The organism is Pseudomonas aegrilactucae, assembly GCF_019168305.1.
GTDB classification, from domain to species: Bacteria; Pseudomonadota; Gammaproteobacteria; order Pseudomonadales; family Pseudomonadaceae; genus Aquipseudomonas; species Aquipseudomonas aegrilactucae.
Genome location: NZ_JAHTBI010000011.1, coordinates 1 through 20817 on the forward strand (window position 1 = coordinate 1; position 20817 = coordinate 20817).

Here is a 20817-nt window from a genome sequence, read left to right on the forward strand (position 1 = left end):
GCAAGACCAGCCTGCTGCGCTGCGCCTACCGCTTCAATGCGCCCGAACGCGGCCATGTCACCCTCGACGGTCATGACCTCTGGCAGCAAACCCCGCGCTGGTGCGCCCAGCGCATCGCGGTGGTGCTGCAGGAGTTCCCCGACGCCTTTGGCCTGAGCGTCGAGGAAGTGGTCGCCATGGGCCGCACTCCGCACAAGGGGCTGTTCGACGGCGACAGCGCGCAAGACCGCCAGCGCGTGCAGCAGGCCCTCACCGCCGTGGGCCTGCAAGGCTTCGACGGGCACGCCTTCGCCACCCTCTCGGGCGGTGAAAAGCAGCGCGTGATCCTGGCCCGCGCCCTGGTCCAGCAACCCCAGGTGCTGATCCTCGACGAACCCACCAACCACCTCGACCCGCGCTACCAGCTGGCCCTGCTGCACCAGGTGCGCCAGCTGCGCATCGCCACCCTGGCCAGCATCCATGACCTGAACCTGGCCGCCGCCTTCTGCGACCGCCTATATGTGCTCGACCACGGCGGCGTGATCACCAGCGGCACGCCGCACGAGGTGCTCACCGCCGAACTGCTGCGCGAGGTGTTCGGCGTCGAGGCGCTGATCGACCGCCACCCGCTGGCCGACCATCCACGCATCACCTGGATAACCCCACGATGATCCGAACTGCCCTTCTGCTCGGCCTGTGCCTGCTGGCCGGCAGCGCGCTGGCCGAGGCCACCCGCTACCCGCTCACGGTGACCAGTTGCAACCGCGCGGTGACCTTCGCCAAGGCCCCCGAACGGGCCCTGAGCCACGACATCAACATGACCCAGATGATGCTCGCCCTCGGCCTGCGTTCGAAGATGGTCGGCTACAGCGGGGTCAGCGGCTGGAAGGCGGTGACCCCGGCACTGCGCAAGGAACTCGATGGCCTGCCGGAACTGGCCAGCAAGTACCCGTCGGTGGAAACCCTGCTCAACGCCAACGTCGACTTCTTTTTCGCCGGCTGGGACTACGGCATGCGTGTGGGCGGCGACCTCACCCCGCAAAGCCTGGCGCCGCTGGGCATCGCGGTGTATGAGCTGACCGAGTCGTGCGCGTTCGTGATGAAGCGCCCGCCGGCCAGCCTCGACGACACCTACACCGACCTGCGCAACCTGGGCCGGATCTTCGACGTGCAGGCCCGCGCCAGCCAACTGATCGAACAGATGCAGCAGCGCGTGGCGCGCGTGCAGCAGCACCTGCCGGCACACCGCCCGCGGGTGTTCCTGTACGACAGCGGCGAGGACCGCGCCATGACCTCCGGGCGCCTGGGCATGCCCGAGGCACTGATCAACGCCGCCGGCGGGCGCAACATTCTCGATGACGTCGAGGCCAGCTGGACCCGCGTCAACTGGGAGAGCGTGGTGGCGCGCAATCCCGAAGTGATCGTGATCGTCGATTACGGCGAAATCAGCGCCGCACAGAAGCAGCAGTTCCTCGAACAGCACCCGGCGCTGCAGTCGGTGGATGCGGTGCGCAACAGGCGCTTCGTGGTCATCCCGTATGTCGGTGCGACGCCCAGCCTGGACAACGTCGAGGCGATCGAGGCGATCGCCCAGAGCCTGCACGGCGCATGAGTGGCCGCTATCGCCTGATGCTGCTGGCCCTGGCCGGCCTGTTGCTGGTGTCGTGCGTGCTGTCGCTGGGTTTCGGTTCCGCGCCAGTACCGGTGAACGTAGTGTGGCAGGTGCTGCTGTTCAAGGTGTTCGGCATCGCACCTGAAACCCCCGCCTGGACCGCCGGGCAGGAACACATCGTGTGGCTGATACGAGTGCCGCGCATGCTGCTGGGCGCCCTGGTGGGCGGTGGCCTGGCGCTGATCGGCGCGGTGTTGCAGGCGGTCACGCGCAACCCGCTGGCCGACCCGCACCTGCTCGGCGTGACCTCCGGTGCAACCCTGGGCGCGGTGCTGGTGGTGCTGCACGTGGGCGAATTGATCGGCGTGCTCACGCTACCGCTGGCGGCCTTCGTCGGCGCCTTGTGCAGCATGCTGCTGGTGCTGGCGATCGCCAGCCGGCACGGGCGCCTGGACAGCGACCGCCTGCTGCTGTGCGGCGTGGCGGTGGCGTTCGTGATGATGGCGCTGGCCAACCTGCTGCTGTTTCTGGGCGATCACCGTGCCAGCTCTGCAGTGATGTTCTGGATGCTCGGCGGTTTGGGCCTGGCGCGCTGGGAGCTGCTGGCGGTGCCGGCCGCCAGCGTGCTGCTGGGGCTGGTGTTGCTGCTGGGCATGGCCCGTGCGCTCAACGCCCTGATGGCCGGCGAGCAGACTGCCGTGACCCTGGGCCTGAATGCCCGCTCGGTACGCCTGATGGCGTTTCTGATCTGTTCGCTGCTGACTGGCGTACTGGTGGCCATCAGCGGCTCGATCGGTTTTGTCGGGCTGATGGTGCCGCACATCGCGCGGCGCCTGGTGGGCGCCGAGCACCGGCGGTTGTTGCCGGTGTCGTTGCTGCTGGGCAGCCTGTTCCTGATCTGGGTGGATGTGGCGGCGCGCACGCTGATCGCGCCGGAAGACCTGCCGATCGGCATCGCCACGGCGGCCATCGGCGGGTTGTTCTTCATCGGCATGATGCGCCGGCGCTGAGGCCGGGCGCTCAGCGCGCCTGGGCAGCCGGGGTGAAGTCCTCCTGCAACACCGGCCCGCGATTTTCGGCAAGGTCCAGGCCATAGGCACAGAAGCGCCAGGCACGGCCCTTGTCGAGCGTGTGATAGTGATTATTGAGTTGCGGCCGGTAGTCCTGCGCAGCAGCGCAATCCACGGTTTCCAGTGGGCCGTACTTGTACATTACGCTGGACAGCTCGTTGGGCGCCGAGGTGGCCATGACACGCCAGGCTTCTTCACTGTCGCGACGCCCCAGGGCGGGTTTGGCCGTGGGCGGCGTATCGTCGATTTCGCGTAGCGCGAACGAGGCATGCTGCTGCCAGGGTGCGCCCACCGGTTTGCCAATCACACACGCGATGTACACACCCTCTGCCGCCGGTGCCGCCCTGTTCAGCAGCGGCTGCTGGGCAATCGGCACTGCCTCGCCGTAGCCTTGCGGGCTCTCGCAGTCGGTGGCCTGTGCGCCGCCGGTCTTGAACCGCACCTGCTCGAATGCACCGCCCAGGCGCAGGTCCCAGCGCGAGGGGTGCAACGTGCCGTCCGCATCCGGCACCTGGCTGCGGGTGGTCCAGACATGCTGGAAGGGCCGCTCGAACAGCACCTTGGGTTCGGTATCCAGGCCAGCGGCATCGAACGAGCCATCGGCCTGGAAGGCAGGTACCAGGCGTTCGACCGTGGTGAAGTAGCTGCTGCCCTCGCGGGCATGGGCCTGCTGCTGAGCATCGATCTCGCACGGGCGGGCCAGGCCGCAGCCGTTGAACGTGCGCTCGAGGGTGGTATTGAGCACGCCGATGATCCGGTTCTGCAGGCGCTCCACCACCGGGCCGCCTGAGGAGCCCCCCGCTACCCCGTCACACTCATTGCCCACCGCTCGGGGCCAGAACCACGGTGCAAAGGACTCGTAGATCGCCTGGCGCGGCTGCGTGGAACATTCGGCATGGCGCAGAAACTGCTCCTGGGGAGCCACCCCGATCACGGGCACCTGCAGCAGTTCGATCGGGCGTATGTCAGTGTCGAATGTGCGCAGTTGCAACGGTTCGATACGCCGCCTCTTCAACTCTCCGTAGGTGGTGTCCAGTTCCAGGACCGCCAGGTCGACGGCTTTCATCGTGGCATACAGGATGCGCTTGATCGGATAGGCGCGGTGCTGGGCCTGGGTGTCATGGAAGAATGCCGGCGTGAAACGCCAGTGCGCCTCGCCGGGGCGGTCTACCCACACCTCGTTCTGGTCGAAGTAGTTGACACAGTGGCCTGCGGTGAGAATCAGCGCAGGCGCATTGGCCGGCGGCGAGTCGCTCGCCGCGACCAGGGTGGCCGTGCAACTGCTGGCCGCTCGCAACTGCCCCACACCGTGAAAACGCCCCGCGTAATTGTCGGTGGATGCCAACAGGCGTGCAGATGCTGCAGCATCGAGCGCAACCTCGCCTGGCAGTCGCCCGTCAGCGCCCGCCAACGACACCGTACCGAGCCCCGAAACCAGCAGCAGGCAGCTCATCGTATGTAGCGTGCAACCGTGGCGGCCGTCCATACCTTCACCTCACGTGGCGTTGTCCTGTCCTGGGGGCCATGTTGGTGAGAATGCACCCATGCGTCTACTGACAGAAATGCCAGATGCCGCGGGTCAAAGGTTGAGACGTATTGTCGCGGTTCAACAGCAAAAGCCCGTGATAGCCTAACGAGCGTTTGATCCACAATAAGACTGCCCTCAATGGAATGCCAGCCAATGACCGTACATCAGCCCCCCGACACCCCCTCGCACGACCTGCAACGCAACCTCACCAACCGTCACATCCAGCTCATCGCCATTGGCGGTGCCATCGGTACTGGCCTGTTCATGGGCTCGGGCAAGACCATCAGCCTGGCCGGGCCGTCGATCATCTTCGTCTACATGATCATCGGCTTCATGCTGTTCTTCGTCATGCGCGCCATGGGCGAACTGCTGCTGTCGAACCTCAACTACAAGTCGTTCATCGATTTCGCCTCCGACCTGCTCGGCCCCTGGGCCGGCTACTTCACCGGCTGGACCTACTGGTTCTGCTGGATCATCACCGGTATCGCCGACGTGATCGCGATCGCCGCCTATTCACAGTTCTGGTTCCCCGACCTGCCGCAGTGGGCGCCGGCACTGGCCTGCGTGGGCGTACTGCTGTCGCTCAACCTGATCACCGTGAAACTGTTCGGTGAAATCGAGTTCTGGTTCGCCCTGATCAAGATCATCGCGATCCTGGCCTTGGTGTGCACCGGCCTGTACATGGTGTTCGTCGGCTTCCAGTCGCCCGGTGGCAGCAGCGCGCAACTGAGCAACCTGTGGAACGACGCGGGCATGTTCCCGCATGGCCTGATGGGCTTTTTCGCAGGCTTTCAGATTGCCGTGTTCGCCTTTGTCGGCATCGAGCTGGTGGGCACCACCGCCGCCGAAGCCAAGAACCCCGAGCGCACGTTGCCGCGGGCGATCAACTCGATCCCGATCCGCATCATCATGTTCTACGTGCTGGCGCTGATCGCGATCATGGCGGTGACCCCGTGGCGCGACGTGGTGCCGGGCAAGAGCCCGTTCGTCGAACTGTTCGTGCTGGCCGGGTTGCCGGCGGCGGCGAGCATCATCAACTTCGTGGTGCTGACCTCGGCGGCGTCCTCGGCCAACAGCGGCGTGTTCTCCACCAGCCGCATGCTGTTCGGCCTGGCCCAGCAGGGTGATGCGCCAAAAAGCTTCGAGACCCTGTCCAGCCGCAAGGTGCCGGCCAACGGCCTGTACTTTTCGTGCACCTGCCTGCTGCTGGGTGCGGCGCTGATGTATGTGATTCCCGACCTGATCGAAGCCTTCACCCTGGTGACCACGGTGTCGGCGATCCTGTTCATGTTCGTGTGGACGCTGATCCTGCTGTCCTACCTGACCTACCGCAAGGAGCGCCCGGCGCTGCACCAGGCCTCGAAATACAAGATGCCGGGCGGGCGCTTGATGTGCTGGGTGTGCCTGGCCTTCTTCGCCTTCATCCTGGTGCTGCTGTGCCTGGAGAGCGATACCCGCCAGGCCCTGCTGGTGACGCCACTGTGGTTCGTGCTGCTGGCCGTCACCTACCAGAGCGTGCGGCGCAAGCGTCAGGCGCGTGCACCGCTGCCCGCTGCCGCGCCGCGTCAGTCGTAGTCGTATTGTTCCTGCTGGAGGGCCTCGGCAAGCCCCTCCAGCACGCCATCGGCCTCGGCCCGCTGCTCGGGCGAAGGGCCGCTGGCGAACTGGCTGCGCTGCTGGCCCAGGGTGAGGAACGCATTGTCGCCATCACCCCAGATGTACGAATAGACCAGCAGGAAGCTGTCTGACTCCGGCTTGGCGTACTGCGCCATCTGGCGCAGAGGGGCCAGCAGCTGGATCATCTCGCCGTAATTGTTGGTGAACTCCACCAGCGCAAACTGCCAGACCTGCGACGCCTCGTCGTACTGCATCAGGCTCCCGTACATGCAGTCGACCCAGCCCTGGAGCAAATCGCCCAATGCCGGCGCATGTTCAGGCGCCTTCTGCTCAAGATCACGTACCCCGTGCACCTCTGCAGCGTCCAGCCATTGCTGCCAGTCATCGAACTCGCCGGCGCCCACCGCAGGTGAGGTGATCGCGGCCTTATATTGGGCAGGGGTGATGTTGCAGCGAAAGTACAGCGATGACGCTTCCATGGCGAAAATCCTTGAGCCGAGGTGAAGTGAGGGCGCAAGGGTAAACCAAAGCCATGCTCGATGGCTGCGCACAGTTCATCGACACAACCTGGCGCGCCACCCGCGCGAACGGATTCAGTCGTACATCTGCTGGACGGTGTGCATCAGCCCTCCCAGCACGGCATCCGCTTCTGCGCGCTGCTGCGCCGAGGGTGCTTCGGCAAACTGGCTGCGCTGCTGATCGAGGGTGATGAAGGCATCGTCGCCATCCCCCCATAGGTACGAATAGATCAGCACGAAACTGTCGGCCTCGGGGTCGGCGTACTGCGCCGCCCTGCGCAGCGGTGCCAGCAACTGGAGCATCTCGCCATAGTTGTCGGTGAATTCCAGCAGTGCGAACTGCCAGACGCCCTGCGCCGCGTCGTACTGCAGCAGGCTGCCGGGCGTGTCCTGCGTCCACACCTCAAGCCACTCGCCCAGCGCCCCCCCGGCCGCCGCTGTCCAGGTCCTGCTCAGAGAACTCGCCCGCCCCGATGGAGCGCTCCAGCCACTGCTGCCAGTCGTCGAACTCGCGCGGCCTTGCGGCGGGTGCCGCCATCGCGGCCTGGTACTGGGTGGGGGTAAGGGTACAGCGGAAATACAGCGAAGACTGTTCCATGACGGGCGTCCTTGAGCCTGGGCGTGAGAGGGGGCAAGGGTAAACCATCGGTGTGAACTATTGCAGTGCAGGCCTGCGCGCACTGCACCACGGCGGGCGCCATCACGGTGCGCCTGCCCTGCCCTCCAGCGTGCCCACACGCGTCTGGCAGGCCTGTACACGACATCGGCACAGCCCTTGCTAAAGCTCTGTGCAGAAGTCGCCATCGGCCCACCAGAACCATCCGATTCCATGGAGAGAGCACTATGAAGCGTCGCAGTCTGATCAAGGCATTCACCCTCAGCGCGTCGATTGCCGCGATGGGCCTGAGCTGGACGATCCAGGCCGCCGAGACCATCAAGGTCGGCATCCTGCATTCGCTGTCGGGCACCATGGCGATCTCCGAGACTTCGCTCAAGGACATGGCCCTGATGACCATCGAGCAGATCAACGCCAAGGGCGGGGTGAACGGCAAGATGCTCGAGGCGGTGGTGGTCGACCCGGCGTCGAACTGGCCGCTGTTCGCCGAGAAGAGCCGCCAGCTGCTGACCCAGGACAAGGTGGCGGTGGTGTTCGGCTGCTGGACCTCGGTGTCGCGCAAGTCGGTGCTGCCGGTGTTCGAGGAACTCAACGGGCTGCTGTTCTACCCGGTGCAGTATGAAGGTGAGGAGATGTCGCCCAACGTGTTCTACACAGGCGCCGCGCCCAACCAGCAGGCGATCCCGGCGGTGGACTACCTGATGAGCGAGGACGGCGGCGCAGCCAAGCGCTACTTCCTGCTGGGCACCGACTACGTCTACCCGCGCACCACCAACAAGATCCTGCGCGCGTTCCTGCACAGCAAGGGCGTGGCCGACAAGGACATCGAAGAGGTGTACACCCCGTTCGGCCACAGCGACTACCAGACCATCGTCGCCAACATCAAGAAGTTCTCGGCCGGTGGCAAGACCGCGGTGATCTCCACCGTCAATGGCGACTCCAACGTGCCGTTCTACAAGGAGCTGGCCAACCAGGGCCTGAAGGCTACGGATGTACCGGTGGTGGCGTTCTCGGTGGGTGAAGAAGAGCTGCGCGGCATCGACACCAAGCCGCTGGTGGGGCACCTGGCGGCGTGGAACTACTTCGAGTCGGTGGACAACCCGGTCAACACGCAGTTCGTGTCCGACTGGAAGGCCTACGCCAAGGCCAGGAACCTGCCGGGCGCCGACAAGGCCGTGACCAACGACCCGATGGAGGCCACCTATGTGGGCATCCATATGTGGGCGCAGGCCGTGGAAAAGGCCAAGTCCACCGACGTGGACAAAGTGCGCGAGGCGCTGGCGGGGCAGTCGTTCAAGGCGCCGTCGGGCTTCACCCTGACCATGGACAAGACCAACCACCACCTGCACAAGCCGGTGATGATCGGCGAGATCCAGGATGACGGGCAGTTCAGCGTGGTGTGGCAGACCGAGCAGCCGCTGCGTGCGCAGCCGTGGAGCCCGTTCATTCCGGGCAATGACAAGCGGCCGGATTATGCCGTGAAAGGTAACTGAGGCTGGGGGCCGCCTTGCGGCCCCTTCGCTGGCAAGCCTGCTCCCACAGGGATCCAAGGCGCTCACACAACCTGTGGGAGCTGGCTTGCCAGCGAAGAGGCCTGACAGTCACCTCACTTCTCAAGGAAGCCGCCATGCCCAAGGCACTCCACACTCTGCTGCTCGCCCTGCTCCTGCTGCTGCCCCTGGCCGCGCAGGCCGCCGGCGACGCCGACTTCTTCATCGCCGCCAAGCCCAACGAGCAGGCCAGCCTGCTGCAAGGCTGGGCGGCGCAACCCGACCCCGCGCGCCTCGAGCTGCTGACGTCCCTTCAGCAAGGCCGCCTGGGCCCCGACGACAGCCGCAAGCTGCGCCTGAACAACCGCCTGCGCGGGCTGGTCGACAATGCGCTGGCCAGCCATCAACTGCTCAGCAGTGACGTCAAGGTGCGCCTGAGTGCTGCCCAGCAACTGCAAAAAAGTGCACAACCCGCCCAGGTCGCCTTCCTCGACCGGCGCTTCGCCAGCGAGACCGACGCCGCCGTGCACGCCGCACTCGGCCTGGCCCTGGCCAACCTGCAACTGGTCGCCACCGACCCGGCGGTACGTCTGGCCGCCGTGCGCCTGCTGGGCGAAACCGGCGACCCGATGGCCCGCACCCGCCTCGAAAGCCTGCTCGAGCCCGGCGTCGAAACCGACCCCACGGTGCGCACCGCCGCCGAAACCAGCCTGGCCCAGGTCAAGCGCAAGCTGCTGATCGGCGAATTGCTGGGCCAGGCCTTCAGCGGCCTGTCGCTGGGCTCGATCCTGCTGCTGGCCGCGCTGGGCCTGGCGATCACCTTCGGCTTGCTGGGAGTGATCAACATGGCCCACGGCGAAATGCTGATGCTCGGTGCCTACAGCACCTATGTCGTGCAACTGCTGGTACAGCGCTATGCGCCCGGTGCCCTGGAGTTCTACCCGCTGCTGGCACTGCCGGTGGCCTTCGGCGTCAGCGCCGGGGTCGGCATGCTGCTGGAGCGCACCGTCATCCGTCATCTCTACGGCCGCCCGCTGGAAACCCTGCTGGCCACCTGGGGCATCAGCCTGATCCTGATCCAGGCCATCCGCCTGCTGTTCGGCGCCCAGAACGTCGAGGTGGCCAACCCGGCCTGGCTGTCCGGCGGCCTGCAGGTGCTGCCCAACCTGGTACTGCCCTACAGCCGTATCGTGATCATCGGTTTTGCCCTGTTCGTGGTGCTGCTGACCTGGCTGCTGCTGAACAAGACACGACTGGGCCTGAACGTGCGCGCCGTCACCCAGAACCGCAACATGGCCGCCTGCTGCGGCGTGCCCACCGGTCGCGTGGACATGCTCGCCTTTGGCCTGGGCTCGGGTATCGCCGGCCTGGGCGGCGTGGCCCTGAGCCAGATCGGCAACGTCGGCCCGGACCTGGGCCAGAGCTACATCATCGACTCGTTCCTGGTGGTGGTGCTCGGCGGTGTCGGGCAGCTGGCCGGCACCCTCTGGGCCGCCTTCGGCCTAGGGATCGCCAACAAATTGCTGGAGCCGCAGATCGGTGCGGTGCTCGGCAAGATCCTCATCCTTGCGCTGATCATTCTGTTCATCCAGAAGCGCCCGCAAGGTCTGTTCGCCCTCAAGGGACGGGTAATCGACTGATGAACCAGCCACTGCTTGTCACTGCCACGCAAAAAGCCGGCCCGCGCCTGACCCTGGCCATCGGTGCCCTGGTACTGCTGGTGCTGATCGCCCTGCCGCTGCTGTCGCTGCTGCCGGCCGGGCACAGCCTGCAGGTGTCGGCCTACACCCTGACCCTGGTGGGCAAGATCCTCTGCTATGCCGTCGTTGCCCTGGCGCTTGACCTGGTGTGGGGCTACGCCGGGCTGCTGTCGCTGGGCCATGGCCTGTTCTTCGCCCTGGGCGGCTATGCCATGGGCATGTACCTGATGCGCGAAGCGGCCGGTGACGGCCTGCCGGCGTTCATGACCTTCCTCTCGTGGACCGAGCTGCCGTGGTACTGGGCCGGCACCCAGCATTTTGCCTGGGCGCTGTGCCTGGTGGTGCTGGCGCCGGGGCTGCTGGCGCTGGTGTTCGGCTACTTCGCGTTCCGCTCGCGGATCAAGGGCGTGTATTTCTCGATCATGACCCAGGCCCTGACCTTCGCCGGCATGCTGCTGTTCTTTCGCAACGAGACCGGCTTTGGCGGCAACAACGGCTTCACCAACTTTCGCCGCATCCTGGGCTTCGAGATCACCGCCCAGGGCACCCGCGCGGTGCTGTTCCTGCTCACCGTGGCGCTGCTGGTGGGCAGCCTGTACCTGGGCTGGCGGCTGGCGCGCAGCAAGTTCGGGCGGGTGCTCACGGCGCTGCGCGACGCCGAGAACCGCCTGATGTTCTGCGGCTACGACCCACGCGGCTTCAAGCTCTTCGTGTGGGTGCTCAGCGCCGTGCTGTGCGGCCTGGCCGGGGCGCTGTACGTGCCGCAGGTGGGCATCATCAACCCCAGCGAAATGTCCCCGACCAACTCCATCGAGGCCGCCGTGTGGGTCGCGCTCGGCGGGCGCGGCACCCTGATCGGGCCGCTGCTGGGCGCAGGCCTGGTCAATGGCATGAAGAGCTGGTTCACCGTGGCGTTCCCCGAGTTCTGGCTGTTCTTCCTCGGCGCGCTGTTCATCCTCGTGACCCTGTACCTGCCCAAGGGCGTGGTCGGCCTGCTGAAGAAAAGGGGCGAACAATGAGAAGCGTACCGCTGCCCGCCGTGCACCCCGAATTCATGCTCGAACCGATCCTCGACGCCGGTAGCGGGCGCGACGCCATTGGCCTGGGGCAAAGCCGACAGCCGGGCCTGGACGTACGCCACGGCACCGTGCTGACCCTGGAAGACATCAGCGTCAGCTTCGACGGTTTCAAGGCCCTGAACGACCTGAACCTGTACATCGGCGTGGGTGAACTGCGCTGCATCATCGGCCCCAACGGCGCGGGCAAGACCACGCTGATGGACGTGATCACCGGCAAGACCCGGCCCAGCGCCGGCAAGGCCTGGTTTGGCGAGACCCTGGACCTGACGCGTATGAGCGAGGTACAGATTGCCCAGGCCGGGATCGGGCGCAAGTTCCAGAAGCCCACGGTGTTCGAGGCCTTGAGCGTGTACGAGAACCTGGAACTGGCGCAGAAGGCCGACAAGTCGGTGTGGGCCAGCCTGTGCGCGACGTTGAGTGGCGAGCAGAAGGATCGCATCGGCGAGGTGCTGCAGACCATTCGCCTGACGAGCTCGGCGCAGCGCCCGGCGGGGTTGCTCTCGCATGGGCAGAAGCAGTTCCTGGAGATCGGCATGTTGCTGATGCAGGACCCGCAGTTGCTGCTGCTGGATGAACCGGTGGCGGGCATGACCGATGCCGAGACCGAATTCACCGCCGAGCTGTTCAAAAGCCTGGCCGGCAAGCATTCGCTGATGGTGGTGGAGCACGACATGGGCTTTGTCGGCAGCATTGCCGACCATGTGACGGTGCTGCACCAGGGCAGCGTGCTGGCCGAGGGTTCGCTGGAGCAGGTGCAGGCCGATGATCGGGTGATCGAGGTGTATCTGGGCCGCTAAAAAGCTTCGCTGGCAAGCCAGCTCCCACAGGGATTTGCGGCGCTCACAAAACCCTGTGGGAGCCGGCTTGCCAGCGAAGGCGTCGCAACCGTCAGCACAGGATCAACACGCATGTTAAAAATCGACACCCTGCACCAATACTACGGCGGCAGCCACATCCTGCGTGGCCTGTCGTTCGAGGCCAAGGTGGGCGAAGTCACCTGCCTGCTGGGCCGCAACGGCGTGGGCAAGACCACCCTGCTGCGTTGCCTGATGGGCCTGCTGCCCGCCCGTGAAGGTCAGGTGCACTGGGAAGGCCAGCCGATCACCACGCTCAAGCCGCACCAGCGCGTGCAGGCCGGCATCGCCTACGTGCCCCAGGGCCGCGAGATCTTCCCGCGCCTGACCGTGGAGGAGAACCTGCTGATGGGCCTGTCACGCTTCGGCGCGAAGGAGGCACGGGAAGTGCCGGCCTTCATCTACGAACTGTTCCCGGTACTGCTGCAGATGAAGCACCGCCGTGGCGGCGACCTGTCCGGCGGTCAGCAACAGCAACTGGCCATCGGCCGTGCGCTGGCCAGCCGCCCGCGCCTGCTGATCCTGGACGAGCCCACCGAGGGCATCCAGCCGTCGGTGATCAAGGAAATCGGCGCGGTCATCAGCACGCTCGCTGCCCGTGGCGACATGGCGATCCTGCTGGTGGAACAGTTCTACGACTTTGCCGCCGAACTTGCCGACCAGTACCTGGTGATGTCGCGCGGCGAGATCGTGCAGCAGGGGCGTGGGGAAAATATGGAGGCCGAGGGTGTACGCGGCCTGGTAACGATTTAATCTGTTGGCCTGTCCAGTTTCGAGAGCCTTTCATGACTCACCTGATCCGCGACGCCGTACACGCCGACCTGCCGGCCATCCGTGACATCTACAACGACGCGGTACTCAACACCCTGGCGATCTGGAACGAACAGACGGTCGACCTGGGCAATCGCCAGGCGTGGTTCGCGGCGCGTCAGGGGCAGCATTATCCGATTCTGGTGGCTCGCAATGACGCAGGTGACGTGCTGGGCTATGCCTCGTTTGGCGACTGGCGGCCGTTCGAGGGCTTTCGCCATACCGTGGAGCACTCGGTGTACATCCGCAGCGATCAGCGTGGCCAGGGGCTGGGGCCGTTGCTGATGCAGGCGCTGATCGAGCGCGCCAAGGGCTGTGGCAAGCATGTGATGGTGGCCGCGATCGAGAGCGGCAACACCGCCTCGATCCGCTTGCATGAACGGCTGGGGTTCAGGGTGACCGGGCAGATGCCGCAGGTGGGGGTGAAGTTCGGCAAGTGGCTGGATTTGACCTTCATGCAACTGATGCTGGCGCCGGAGGCTGAACCTCCACAGGTTTGAGGCCGCCTTCGCTGGCAAGCCAGCTCCCACGGGGTTGGCGTTGCTCTCAAGCGCCCTGCAGTACCTGTGGGAGCTGGCTTGCCAGCGAAGAGGCCAGTCAGCCTTGCACGAACCTGCCCAGGCGCTGCTTCAACATCGAATTCTCGCTGCGCAACTGCTGCACTTGCTCCAGCAACTCCAGCGCCAGCGCCACCCCTTCCCACTCCAGTTCCAGCTCCTGGTGCAGCTTGACTGCGCGCTTGGCCAGCACCGGCGCACGGTCGTCGAACACCCAGTCCTCCGGCGTTCGCCCCGACGGTTCAACGATGCCATGTTCGACGATCTCGATCACATAGTCGGCCGGTACACCGGCCTCCTGACACAGGGTACGCATGTCCAGTTGAACGATCAGGGTGCTGCTCATGGTCACTTACTCCATTGATTTCGCGGGTTGAACCCGGCCTTCTCCGACAGTTTTGTCCACAATTCACGGGTCGCGGCATCCGACTGCGCCGGCATCACCACCTTCAGTTGCGCGTACAGGTCACCACGCTGGCCCTGCTTGTTGCTCAGGCCCATGCCCTTGATGCGCAGGCGCTGGCCACTCTGGCTGTCCGGGCGAATGGTCAGGTTGAGCTTGCCGGTCAGGGTCGGCATCTCGACCTTGGTGCCCAGCGCGGCCTCCCACGGTGCCAGCGGCACGGTGATGATCAGGTCATGACCTTCGACATCGAACAGCGGGTGAGGTGCCAGGCGAATGATCAGGTACAGGTCGCCATTGGCCCCGCCGCCCACGCCCGGAGCGCCCTGGCCCTTGAGGCGGATACGCTCGCCGTCGGTCACCCCGGCCGGAATCTTCACGTTAAGGGTCTTGGTGGTGTCACCGGTACGCTGCCCGGCCGCGTTGTACTGCGGCACCTGGAAGCTGATCTGCTTCGACTCGTTGGCCAGGGTTTCCTCGAGGAAAACCGCCAGTTCCATTTCCACGTCCTGCCCTCGCCGACCGGCACTGCGTTGCTGGCCGCGGCCAAAAGGGTTGCCGTTGCCACGCCCGGCCGAGCCGAAGATGGAACTGAAGAAGTCCGAAAAATCACCGCCGCCGCCAAAATCGGCACCGCCACCGCCACGGCTTTCCCAACCTGGCGGGCCCTGGAACGGCCGGCCGTGCTGGCCGTACTTGCGCAGTTCGTCGTATTCGGCGCGTTTCTCCGGGCTGCTCAGGGCCTCGTAGGCCTCGTTCACCTCTTTGAACTGGTTTTCGGCGTCACGCTCTTTGCTGACGTCCGGGTGATACTTGCGCGCGAGCTTGCGGTAGGCGGCCTTGATCGCCTTGTCATCCGCCGTCGGCTCAACGCCAAGGATCTTGTAATAGTCTTTGAAGTCCATCTTTACGATTCACCATCGGTTATCGAATGCATCACTGCTGTGAAGATTGGGGTCAAGCATAGCCTTTCAAGTCGGACAAAGGATTGCTGCCAAGCAGATATTCGGTCTTGATTCTGCTGATGGCTGGCATAAACTGCGCGGCCGTTTTTCCCCCGGAAGCACACCCATGAGTCTCACAGCACCGGCCCGCGCCTGCGGTATCGACTTCGGCACCTCCAACTCCACCGTCGGCTGGCACCGCCCCGGCGTGGATTCGCTGATTGCCCTGGAAGACGGCAAGATCACCTTGCCTTCGGTGGTGTTCTTCAATATCGAGGAGCGGCGCCCGGTGTACGGCCGCCTGGCCCTGCACGAGTACCTGGAAGGCTACGAAGGCCGCCTGATGCGCTCGCTCAAGAGCCTGCTGGGCTCCAAGCTGATCAAGCACGACACCAGCGTGCTGGGTACCGCGCTGCCCTTCAAGGACCTGCTGGGGATGTTCATCGGCGAGCTGAAAAAGCGCGCCGAAGCCAATGCCGAGCGTGCCTTCGATGAAGTGGTGCTGGGCCGTCCGGTGCATTTCGTCGACGACGACCAGGCCGCCGACCAGGAAGCCGAAGACACCCTGGCCGAGGTGGCGAAGAAGATCGGCTTCAAGGACGTGTCTTTCCAGTACGAACCGATCGCCGCGGCCTTCGACTACGAGTCGAACATCCAGGGCGAAGAGCTGGTGCTGATCGTCGACATCGGCGGGGGTACCTCGGACTTCTCGCTGGTGCGTCTGGCGCCCGAGCGGCACATGCTCGATGACCGTCACAGCGACATCCTGGCCACGGGCGGCGTGCACATCGGCGGTACCGACTTCGACAAGCAGCTCAGCCTGCAGGGCGTGATGCCGCTGTTCGGCTACGGCAGCCGCATGAAAAGCGGTGCGTTCATGCCCACCAGCCACCACATGAACCTGGCCACCTGGCACACCATCAACTCGGTGTACTCGCAGAAATCACAGCTGGCGCTGGGCAGCATGCGCTACGACATCGAGGACACCGACGGCATCGACCGCCTGTTCAAGCTGATCGAACAGCGCGCCGGTCACTGGCTGGCGATGGAAGTGGAAGCCACCAAGATCGAACTGACCCACAGCGACAGCCGCCTGGTCGACCTCAAGCGGGTGCAGCCCGAGCTCAGTGTCGAGTTGACCCGCGCCCTGTTCGAAGCGGCCATCGACAACCAGCTCGAACGCGTACGTGGCAGTGTCAGCGAACTGCTGAACAAGGCCGGCGTAGGTGTAGCGCAGGTCGATACGGTATTCTTCACCGGCGGTTCCAGCGGCATTCCGGCGCTGCGCCAGAGCGTGGCGGCAATGCTGCCCAATGCACGGCACGTCGAAGGCAACATCTTCGGCAGCATCGGCAGCGGCCTGGCGATCGAAGCCCGCAAACGCTACGGCTAGCCCGCCTTCCCACAAGGATGTGAACAGATGAGTTTCAAACCCCTGGCGCTGCTCGGCGCCCTGCTGCTGGCCGGCTGCAACGATGACCTGATGACCCTGCGCTTTCAGGATTCGGCAGGCTCGGCGGCCGCCGGCCTGGGCACGCTCAAGCAGGCGCAGATCGACGCGCTGCTCACGGCGCGCCAGATCGATCCGCAAAGCCTGCGCTGGCGGGTCGATCTGGAAGACAAGCACCTGGTGTACGTGAGTGAGCTCAAACCGCTCAGCGATGCACAGCACGACGCACTGCGCACGCTGTTCGACCCCCTCATGCAGGCGCGGGCAGCGAGCACGATGGACATCGAGGTGACCCTGGACATCCCGGCGCAGCAGCGCCAGGAGCTCAGCCCCGTGCAGCGCGAGCAGATCGATGGGCTGCCCCAGCCACTGATCATAAAGCTGGCGCTCGACCCCGACATACTGACCATGGCGCAGATGCCCAGAGGCAACGACGACGTGCCGGGGGACCTGATGGAACAGGTCAACTCCAAGGTCAATTGCCAGTTGCAGGCACGCCCGGTGGAGCCCTTGCCGGCCGGCGTGACGGCACTGTGGACGGTGACGCTGGACACGGCGGGCCAGGTCAGCGTGGAGATGGGTGAGTGGAGCTACCCGGCCCGCTACCGCTTCAAGGATGCCGACCTGCAGCGTCGGGTGCAGAGCGGTGAACTGTGGCTGCTGCCGGCCACGTACATGACGGTCAGCTCGCTGACCGTGGAACTGGGCTTCGCTGAGCTGGGGCAGCACCGCCTGTACAGTCATTTCCCGTTGCAGCAGAACGCCTCGGCGCTGATCCGCGAGTGTGAGGTGGCCGCCAATGCATTGCCGCGGCCACTGAGCTTTCATGTGGGCGAAGGCCTGGATCGGCTCGAAACCGTTACCTACAAGGATGCCTCGCAATGAACCTGTGCAAAGCCCTCGCACTCTCCAGCGTGCTGCTGCTTGGCGGCTGCGGTGATGACGCCTTCATGACAGTGCGTTTTCAGGACAAGATCGGCACGGCGCGCTGGGGTCTGGACCCGCAACAGATCGAGCGGCTGAACAAGGCCCTCGAACAGCGTCATATCGACCCCAAAAGCCTGCGCTTCGATGTCGACCGCGAGGACGAGCAACGGGTCCACGTGATCCTCGTACAGCCGCTGGACGAGCAACAGCAAGGCGCCTTGCGCGGGTTGTTCGAGGACATCGTGCAGGCGCGCAATGCCGTCACGTTCGATATCGAAGTGACCCTGCTGCCCACCGCGGCCGAGCGCCAGCGCCTCACGCCCCGGCAGTTGCAGGCGCTGGAGGCAATGCCCGCCTCGTTCACCCTGCCGGCCGGGCTGGGCGACGAAGTGAGCACGGTGGCCGGCATGCCGCAGCAATGGCCTGGCACCACGATGGACGTCAACGAAAGGGTCCTGGCCGAGGTCAGTTGCCTGCTGTACGTCAGCCCTCGCCAGTACTACCCGGGCATGACCGACCTGTATGCGGCCAAGGGCGATGACCCGCAGCGCGTGGTGCTGGAGTTTGGCGAGACAGATGAGGCGCACGAGTTCAGCCTGTGGACGGTGAGTGCGCAGTACCGCTTCAAGCAGGCCAGCCTGCAACAGCAGGTGGACAAGGGCGAGCTCACGCTGTTGCCGGCTGACGAGCAGAACCGCAAGAGCCTGAGCATCGCGTTCAAGCTGGCGGACCTGGGTGAGCACGAGCTGATGCGCGCTTACCAGATCGACTATCGGGTCAAGGATTTGAACAGCCAGTGCTATGCCGAGCAGGAAAAGCTCGGGCGGCCGTATACCTTCTTCCTGGGCTCTGGGCTGGACCGGGTGGAAGCGGTCACCTACCCGCCCAAACGCTGAGCCAGGCTGTACCGGCCCTTTCGCTGGCAAGCCAGCTCCCACAGGTATATCACCATGCTTGAGCGCAGTGATTACCTTGTGGGAGCTGGCTTGCCAGCGAAGGCGGCACCGGAGCTCTCGCGCCCTACACCAGCTCGGCCCGGCGCAACTCGCTCTTGAGGTACGCATAGTAGATCGGCCCCGCCACCACCCCCGGCAAGCCGAACGCCGCCTCGAACACCAGCATCGCCAGCAGCAGCTCCCACGACTTGGCCCGGATCTGCCCACCGACAATGCGCGCGTTCAGGAAGTACTCGACCTTGTGGATGACGATCAGGTAGCCCAGCGCCGCCATCGCCACCCAGATCGACAGCGACAGCCCCACGATGGTGATCAGCGTGTTGGACATCAGGTTGCCGATCACCGGCAGCAGGCCCAGCAGGAAAGTCAGCACGATCAGGGTCTTGGTCAGCGGCAGGTGCACGCCGAACAGCGGCAGCACCACCGCCAGGAACACCCCGGTGAACGCGGTGTTGAGCAGCGAGATCTTGATCTGCGCGAACACGATGTTGCGAAACGCCTGCACCAGCAGCGACAGGCGCTCGAACAGCGCCCCCGCCAGCGGCTTGCGCTGGGTCAGGTCGGGGATGCGCTGCAACGCCACGATGGCGCCCAGGATCATGCCGATCAGCAAGGTCACGAACATGTGCGCCGCGCCCTTGCCCACCAGTTGCAGGTCCGCCAGGTGGGTCCTGAGCCATTCGCCGATGGCGACCTTGAACTCCGCCGCACTGGCCGGCAGGTAGGCGTCGATGAACGGCGGCAACTGCCCGCGTGCCTGGTCCACCAGCAGCATGAACTTGTCCAGCGACGCGCCGGGGTTCTCCGCCTCGTGCAGCAGGAAACTGATCGCCCCGGCGAACAGCAGGGTCAGGGTGCTCACGATCAGCGTGCCCAGCAGCGCCACCGCCAGCCAGCGCGCGCGCTGCCCGGCGATCAGGTGCTGCAGCTTGGGGGTCAGCATGTTGACCAGCTCGAACACCAGCAGGCCGGCCAGCAGGCTCGGCAACAGCTTGAGCGGCAACACCAGCAACAGCCCGGCGAACACGATGATCCAACTGGCCAGGACGACTTGGCGCTGGGTAAAAGTCATACAACCTCGACAGGATGACGAACAGCAAAGAGGGCAGTCTGCCAGCCTTCACCGGGCAGGCATAGGGGCAGGCAAGGCGCAGTGCGCTGGTATTGGCGGGGCAATCTTTCTATGATGCCCGCCCCCAAGGAATGGTGCGCCCCGGGCGCAGATCGCAGGAGCGCGAATGCGAGCAAAGGATATCCTCGAAATACTGGTACCGATCTTCTGTGTGCTGGTGGCGTGGCGCGTCACGCCGATCTTCTGGCGCTTCTTCAAGGCCTGGTACAACGGGATCAGGTACCGCTACAGCGCCACGCCGACACGCCAGCTCAACGAGCAGGAGCGCAAGGCGCTGGCGTTTCTCGGCGGCCCGGCCTACCACTTTCGCGCGCTGGTTGGGGTCACCGACCTGCCCTGGAAGAAGCTCGCCCACGTCACCGGCAAGCGCGCCAACGTCTACCCACTGCAAGGCCCGCTGGTAACCTGGGGCTACACGATGCATCACTTCGGCGAAGTCCACCGCTGCATCCAGGGGGTGCAGGTGCACATGCCGCTGGAAAACATCGACGAGAAGACCGACCCGCACAACGTGGTCGAAGTGCTGTTCAGCAAAGGCGTGGGGATCATTCTCACCTGCAACGGGCGCCCGACCCTGATCCAAACCCACCAGCACTGGCAGTCCCTGCTGGTGCCCGACGATCAAGCCGATACACCCCATGCGTAGGGTACTGCTGTGCGCCCTCGCACTGCTGCTGGCAGGCTGCGAAAAAGAGTTTCTGGTGCTGCATTTCCAGGCTCCGGTGGGCGATCTGTATGCCAGCCAGGACGTGCACTACAGCTTTCGTGACTCGATCCGGGAGGTACTGCACGCACGCAACATCCCCACCGACAGCCTGGTGATGGAAATGGACGCGCACAACGACAAGGTAGTGCACCTGCGCCTGGCCGACGATTCGCTCAGCCCCCGGCAACTGGACGAGATCCGCGAGGTGTTCGAAAGCATCCTGCCGGCGCGCAACGCGGTCACCCTCAAGCTGCGCATGAGCTTCGACACCGAGCGGTTGCAGGGGCTGGACATCAACCGCCGCGCCACCGGCCAGCCGCCGCGCGACTTCGACAAGGCCGTGCTGAGCCCGCTGGACCTGAGCATCGTGCTGGGCCGCGACTACAGCACACCACCGTTCCGCAACACCTTCCTGCACGTGCAGCCAGGCAGCGGCGACGACATGCTCTGCACCCTGGAGACCGTCATCGCGCCGGCCCTGCCGTTCAACCTGATCGGGTTCACACCCGCCACCGCCGGCACGGCTGAGCACGGCCTGTTGCGCGTGGTCAGCCGCAACTTCCAGGCCGCCCAGGTACCGGTCCACCTGAGCTTCATCGACGCGGCACTGCGCCGCCAGATCGACGACGCCAGCCTGCGGGTGACGCTCGGCGCCAAGGACTGGACCGACTTCAAGAGCCCGGACAAGGACCGCCTGTACTTCGTGCTCGGTGCGCCGCTCGAATCGACCGGTTCACCCAGGGCAGATGCCGCCCGGATGTACAGCGAGTGCCATCGGCGCCTGCGTGCACTGGGGCGTCCCTTCTCGTTCTTCCTGGGGGCCGGCGTGGACCGGCTGACCTACGTGGGCCTGCCGGCGACCGACTGAC

General features: G+C 65.1%; 22 protein-coding genes. 15 read left to right on the forward strand and 7 right to left on the reverse strand.

Annotation, left to right across the window (positions count from 1 at the left end; genetic code table 11):
- The 3 genes from KUO17_RS04705 to KUO17_RS04715 form a co-directional block, all read left to right on the forward strand.
- Positions 1–650 (forward strand): ABC transporter ATP-binding protein (locus tag KUO17_RS04705; protein ID WP_217973947.1); only part of this gene is annotated, 650 nt, incomplete at its 5' end.
- The gene (locus KUO17_RS04710; RefSeq protein WP_217973949.1) at positions 647–1591 is read left to right on the forward strand and encodes an ABC transporter substrate-binding protein; all 945 of its coding nucleotides are present in this window, start codon (positions 647–649) and stop codon (positions 1589–1591) included. The genes KUO17_RS04705 and KUO17_RS04710, both read left to right, overlap by 4 nt.
- Positions 1588–2601, forward strand: a complete 1014-nt coding sequence (locus KUO17_RS04715) for a FecCD family ABC transporter permease (protein ID WP_217973950.1) — start codon at positions 1588–1590, stop codon at positions 2599–2601. The genes KUO17_RS04710 and KUO17_RS04715 overlap by 4 nt, the downstream gene beginning before the upstream one ends.
- Before the next feature lie 10 nt (positions 2602–2611).
- Here the strand turns inward: KUO17_RS04715 and KUO17_RS04720 are convergent, their stop codons facing one another.
- Positions 2612–4114 carry a trypsin-like serine peptidase gene (locus tag KUO17_RS04720; RefSeq protein ID WP_217973952.1) on the reverse strand — a complete coding sequence of 501 codons (1503 nt, stop codon included), beginning with the start codon at positions 4112–4114 and terminating at the stop codon, positions 2612–2614.
- Between the two features lie 228 nt (positions 4115–4342).
- On the opposite strand from KUO17_RS04720, the gene cycA reads away from it, so the two are divergent.
- Complete coding sequence (cycA, locus tag KUO17_RS04725; RefSeq protein ID WP_217973954.1) at positions 4343–5764, forward strand: D-serine/D-alanine/glycine transporter; 1422 nt, start codon at positions 4343–4345, stop codon at positions 5762–5764.
- On the opposite strand, the gene KUO17_RS04730 is transcribed toward cycA, so the two are convergent.
- The 3 genes from KUO17_RS04730 to KUO17_RS26545 all read right to left on the reverse strand — a co-directional run bounded on the left by KUO17_RS04730 (position 5755) and on the right by KUO17_RS26545 (position 6922).
- A complete protein-coding gene (locus KUO17_RS04730) occupies positions 5755–6285 on the reverse strand; it encodes a hypothetical protein (protein ID WP_217973956.1) in 531 nt (176 codons plus the stop codon). The two genes, cycA and KUO17_RS04730, sit on opposite strands and share 10 nt — an antisense overlap.
- A 114-nt stretch (positions 6286–6399) precedes the next feature.
- On the reverse strand, positions 6400–6726 hold the full coding sequence (locus KUO17_RS26540) for a hypothetical protein (RefSeq protein ID WP_255263415.1): 327 nt from the start codon (positions 6724–6726) through the stop codon (positions 6400–6402).
- Between the two features lies 1 nt (position 6727).
- Positions 6728–6922: a hypothetical protein gene (locus KUO17_RS26545; RefSeq protein ID WP_255263416.1), complete on the reverse strand. Its 195-nt coding sequence runs from the start codon at positions 6920–6922 to the stop codon at positions 6728–6730.
- A gap of 245 nt (positions 6923–7167) precedes the next feature.
- Here KUO17_RS26545 and urtA point away from each other — a divergent pair, with 245 nt between their 5' ends.
- The 6 genes from urtA to KUO17_RS04765 all read left to right on the forward strand — a co-directional run bounded on the left by urtA (position 7168) and on the right by KUO17_RS04765 (position 13373).
- A complete protein-coding gene (gene urtA / locus KUO17_RS04740; RefSeq protein WP_217973958.1) occupies positions 7168–8433 on the forward strand; it encodes an urea ABC transporter substrate-binding protein in 1266 nt (421 codons plus the stop codon).
- A 134-nt stretch (positions 8434–8567) separates the two neighbouring features.
- Entirely contained in the window at positions 8568–10070 is a 1503-nt protein-coding gene (urtB, locus tag KUO17_RS04745; RefSeq protein WP_217973960.1) for an urea ABC transporter permease subunit UrtB, read from the forward strand.
- Positions 10070–11149, forward strand: coding sequence for an urea ABC transporter permease subunit UrtC (gene urtC / locus KUO17_RS04750; RefSeq protein WP_217973961.1), 1080 nt, complete (start codon positions 10070–10072; stop codon positions 11147–11149). Before urtB ends, urtC begins: the two co-directional genes overlap by 1 nt.
- Positions 11150–11184: 35 nt before the next feature.
- Positions 11185–12006 carry an urea ABC transporter ATP-binding protein UrtD gene (urtD, locus tag KUO17_RS04755; RefSeq protein WP_420801209.1) on the forward strand — a complete coding sequence of 274 codons (822 nt, stop codon included), beginning with the start codon at positions 11185–11187 and terminating at the stop codon, positions 12004–12006.
- Between the two features lie 111 nt (positions 12007–12117).
- Positions 12118–12816 (forward strand): urea ABC transporter ATP-binding subunit UrtE, encoded by a 699-nt coding sequence (gene urtE, locus KUO17_RS04760; RefSeq protein ID WP_217973963.1) that lies wholly within the window; start codon positions 12118–12120, stop codon positions 12814–12816.
- A gap of 32 nt (positions 12817–12848) precedes the next feature.
- Positions 12849–13373, forward strand: a complete 525-nt coding sequence (locus KUO17_RS04765; protein WP_217973965.1) for a GNAT family N-acetyltransferase — start codon at positions 12849–12851, stop codon at positions 13371–13373.
- Between the two features lie 97 nt (positions 13374–13470).
- Here KUO17_RS04765 and KUO17_RS04770 read toward each other — a convergent pair whose 3' ends face one another.
- Positions 13471–13776 carry a chaperone modulator CbpM gene (locus KUO17_RS04770; protein ID WP_217973966.1) on the reverse strand — a complete coding sequence of 102 codons (306 nt, stop codon included), beginning with the start codon at positions 13774–13776 and terminating at the stop codon, positions 13471–13473.
- A 2-nt stretch (positions 13777–13778) separates the two neighbouring features.
- Positions 13779–14738, reverse strand: coding sequence for a curved DNA-binding protein (gene cbpA / locus KUO17_RS04775; RefSeq protein ID WP_217973968.1), 960 nt, complete (start codon positions 14736–14738; stop codon positions 13779–13781).
- Between the two features lie 166 nt (positions 14739–14904).
- On the opposite strand from cbpA, the gene KUO17_RS04780 reads away from it, so the two are divergent.
- From KUO17_RS04780 to KUO17_RS04790, 3 genes are read left to right on the forward strand one after another with little or no spacing between them, the layout of a single operon-like run.
- The gene (locus KUO17_RS04780; protein WP_217973969.1) at positions 14905–16170 is read left to right on the forward strand and encodes an Hsp70 family protein; all 1266 of its coding nucleotides are present in this window, start codon (positions 14905–14907) and stop codon (positions 16168–16170) included.
- Positions 16171–16197: 27 nt separating this feature from the next.
- Complete coding sequence (locus KUO17_RS04785) at positions 16198–17112, forward strand: hypothetical protein (RefSeq protein WP_217973971.1); 915 nt, start codon at positions 16198–16200, stop codon at positions 17110–17112.
- Positions 17109–18050 (forward strand): hypothetical protein, encoded by a 942-nt coding sequence (locus KUO17_RS04790; protein WP_217973973.1) that lies wholly within the window; start codon positions 17109–17111, stop codon positions 18048–18050. The genes KUO17_RS04785 and KUO17_RS04790 overlap by 4 nt, the downstream gene beginning before the upstream one ends.
- A gap of 124 nt (positions 18051–18174) precedes the next feature.
- Here the strand turns inward: KUO17_RS04790 and KUO17_RS04795 are convergent, their stop codons facing one another.
- A complete protein-coding gene (locus KUO17_RS04795) occupies positions 18175–19182 on the reverse strand; it encodes an AI-2E family transporter (protein WP_163947404.1) in 1008 nt (335 codons plus the stop codon).
- 166 nt (positions 19183–19348) lie between these two features.
- Here KUO17_RS04795 and KUO17_RS04800 point away from each other — a divergent pair, with 166 nt between their 5' ends.
- Positions 19349–19888: a hypothetical protein gene (locus KUO17_RS04800; protein ID WP_217973975.1), complete on the forward strand. Its 540-nt coding sequence runs from the start codon at positions 19349–19351 to the stop codon at positions 19886–19888.
- Positions 19881–20816 carry a hypothetical protein gene (locus tag KUO17_RS04805; protein ID WP_217973976.1) on the forward strand — a complete coding sequence of 312 codons (936 nt, stop codon included), beginning with the start codon at positions 19881–19883 and terminating at the stop codon, positions 20814–20816. The genes KUO17_RS04800 and KUO17_RS04805 overlap by 8 nt, the downstream gene beginning before the upstream one ends.
- Position 20817 lies beyond the last annotated feature (1 nt).

What these genes read in the sequence shown, in the direction of transcription:
- urtE (WP_217973963.1), top strand. Translation starts at nt 12,118, where the DNA reads ATGTTAAAAATCGACACCCTGCACCAATACTACGGCGGCAGCCACATC.
- KUO17_RS04780 (WP_217973969.1), top strand. Translation starts at nt 14,905, where the DNA reads ATGAGTCTCACAGCACCGGCCCGCGCCTGCGGTATCGACTTCGGCACC.
- KUO17_RS26545 (WP_255263416.1), bottom strand. Translation starts at nt 6,922, where the DNA reads ATGGAACAGTCTTCGCTGTATTTCCGCTGTACCCTTACCCCCACCCAG.
- KUO17_RS04785 (WP_217973971.1), top strand. Translation starts at nt 16,198, where the DNA reads ATGAGTTTCAAACCCCTGGCGCTGCTCGGCGCCCTGCTGCTGGCCGGC.
- KUO17_RS04790 (WP_217973973.1), top strand. Translation starts at nt 17,109, where the DNA reads ATGAACCTGTGCAAAGCCCTCGCACTCTCCAGCGTGCTGCTGCTTGGC.
- KUO17_RS04730 (WP_217973956.1), bottom strand. Translation starts at nt 6,285, where the DNA reads ATGGAAGCGTCATCGCTGTACTTTCGCTGCAACATCACCCCTGCCCAA.
- KUO17_RS04795 (WP_163947404.1), bottom strand. Translation starts at nt 19,182, where the DNA reads ATGACTTTTACCCAGCGCCAAGTCGTCCTGGCCAGTTGGATCATCGTG.
- KUO17_RS04715 (WP_217973950.1), top strand. Translation starts at nt 1,588, where the DNA reads ATGAGTGGCCGCTATCGCCTGATGCTGCTGGCCCTGGCCGGCCTGTTG.
- urtD (WP_420801209.1), top strand. Translation starts at nt 11,185, where the DNA reads ATGCTCGAACCGATCCTCGACGCCGGTAGCGGGCGCGACGCCATTGGC.
- KUO17_RS04710 (WP_217973949.1), top strand. Translation starts at nt 647, where the DNA reads ATGATCCGAACTGCCCTTCTGCTCGGCCTGTGCCTGCTGGCCGGCAGC.
- KUO17_RS04800 (WP_217973975.1), top strand. Translation starts at nt 19,349, where the DNA reads ATGCGAGCAAAGGATATCCTCGAAATACTGGTACCGATCTTCTGTGTG.
- KUO17_RS04765 (WP_217973965.1), top strand. Translation starts at nt 12,849, where the DNA reads ATGACTCACCTGATCCGCGACGCCGTACACGCCGACCTGCCGGCCATC.
- KUO17_RS04720 (WP_217973952.1), bottom strand. Translation starts at nt 4,114, where the DNA reads ATGAGCTGCCTGCTGCTGGTTTCGGGGCTCGGTACGGTGTCGTTGGCG.
- cbpA (WP_217973968.1), bottom strand. Translation starts at nt 14,738, where the DNA reads ATGGACTTCAAAGACTATTACAAGATCCTTGGCGTTGAGCCGACGGCG.
- KUO17_RS04770 (WP_217973966.1), bottom strand. Translation starts at nt 13,776, where the DNA reads ATGAGCAGCACCCTGATCGTTCAACTGGACATGCGTACCCTGTGTCAG.
- urtC (WP_217973961.1), top strand. Translation starts at nt 10,070, where the DNA reads ATGAACCAGCCACTGCTTGTCACTGCCACGCAAAAAGCCGGCCCGCGC.
- urtA (WP_217973958.1), top strand. Translation starts at nt 7,168, where the DNA reads ATGAAGCGTCGCAGTCTGATCAAGGCATTCACCCTCAGCGCGTCGATT.
- KUO17_RS04805 (WP_217973976.1), top strand. Translation starts at nt 19,881, where the DNA reads ATGCGTAGGGTACTGCTGTGCGCCCTCGCACTGCTGCTGGCAGGCTGC.
- urtB (WP_217973960.1), top strand. Translation starts at nt 8,568, where the DNA reads ATGCCCAAGGCACTCCACACTCTGCTGCTCGCCCTGCTCCTGCTGCTG.
- cycA (WP_217973954.1), top strand. Translation starts at nt 4,343, where the DNA reads ATGACCGTACATCAGCCCCCCGACACCCCCTCGCACGACCTGCAACGC.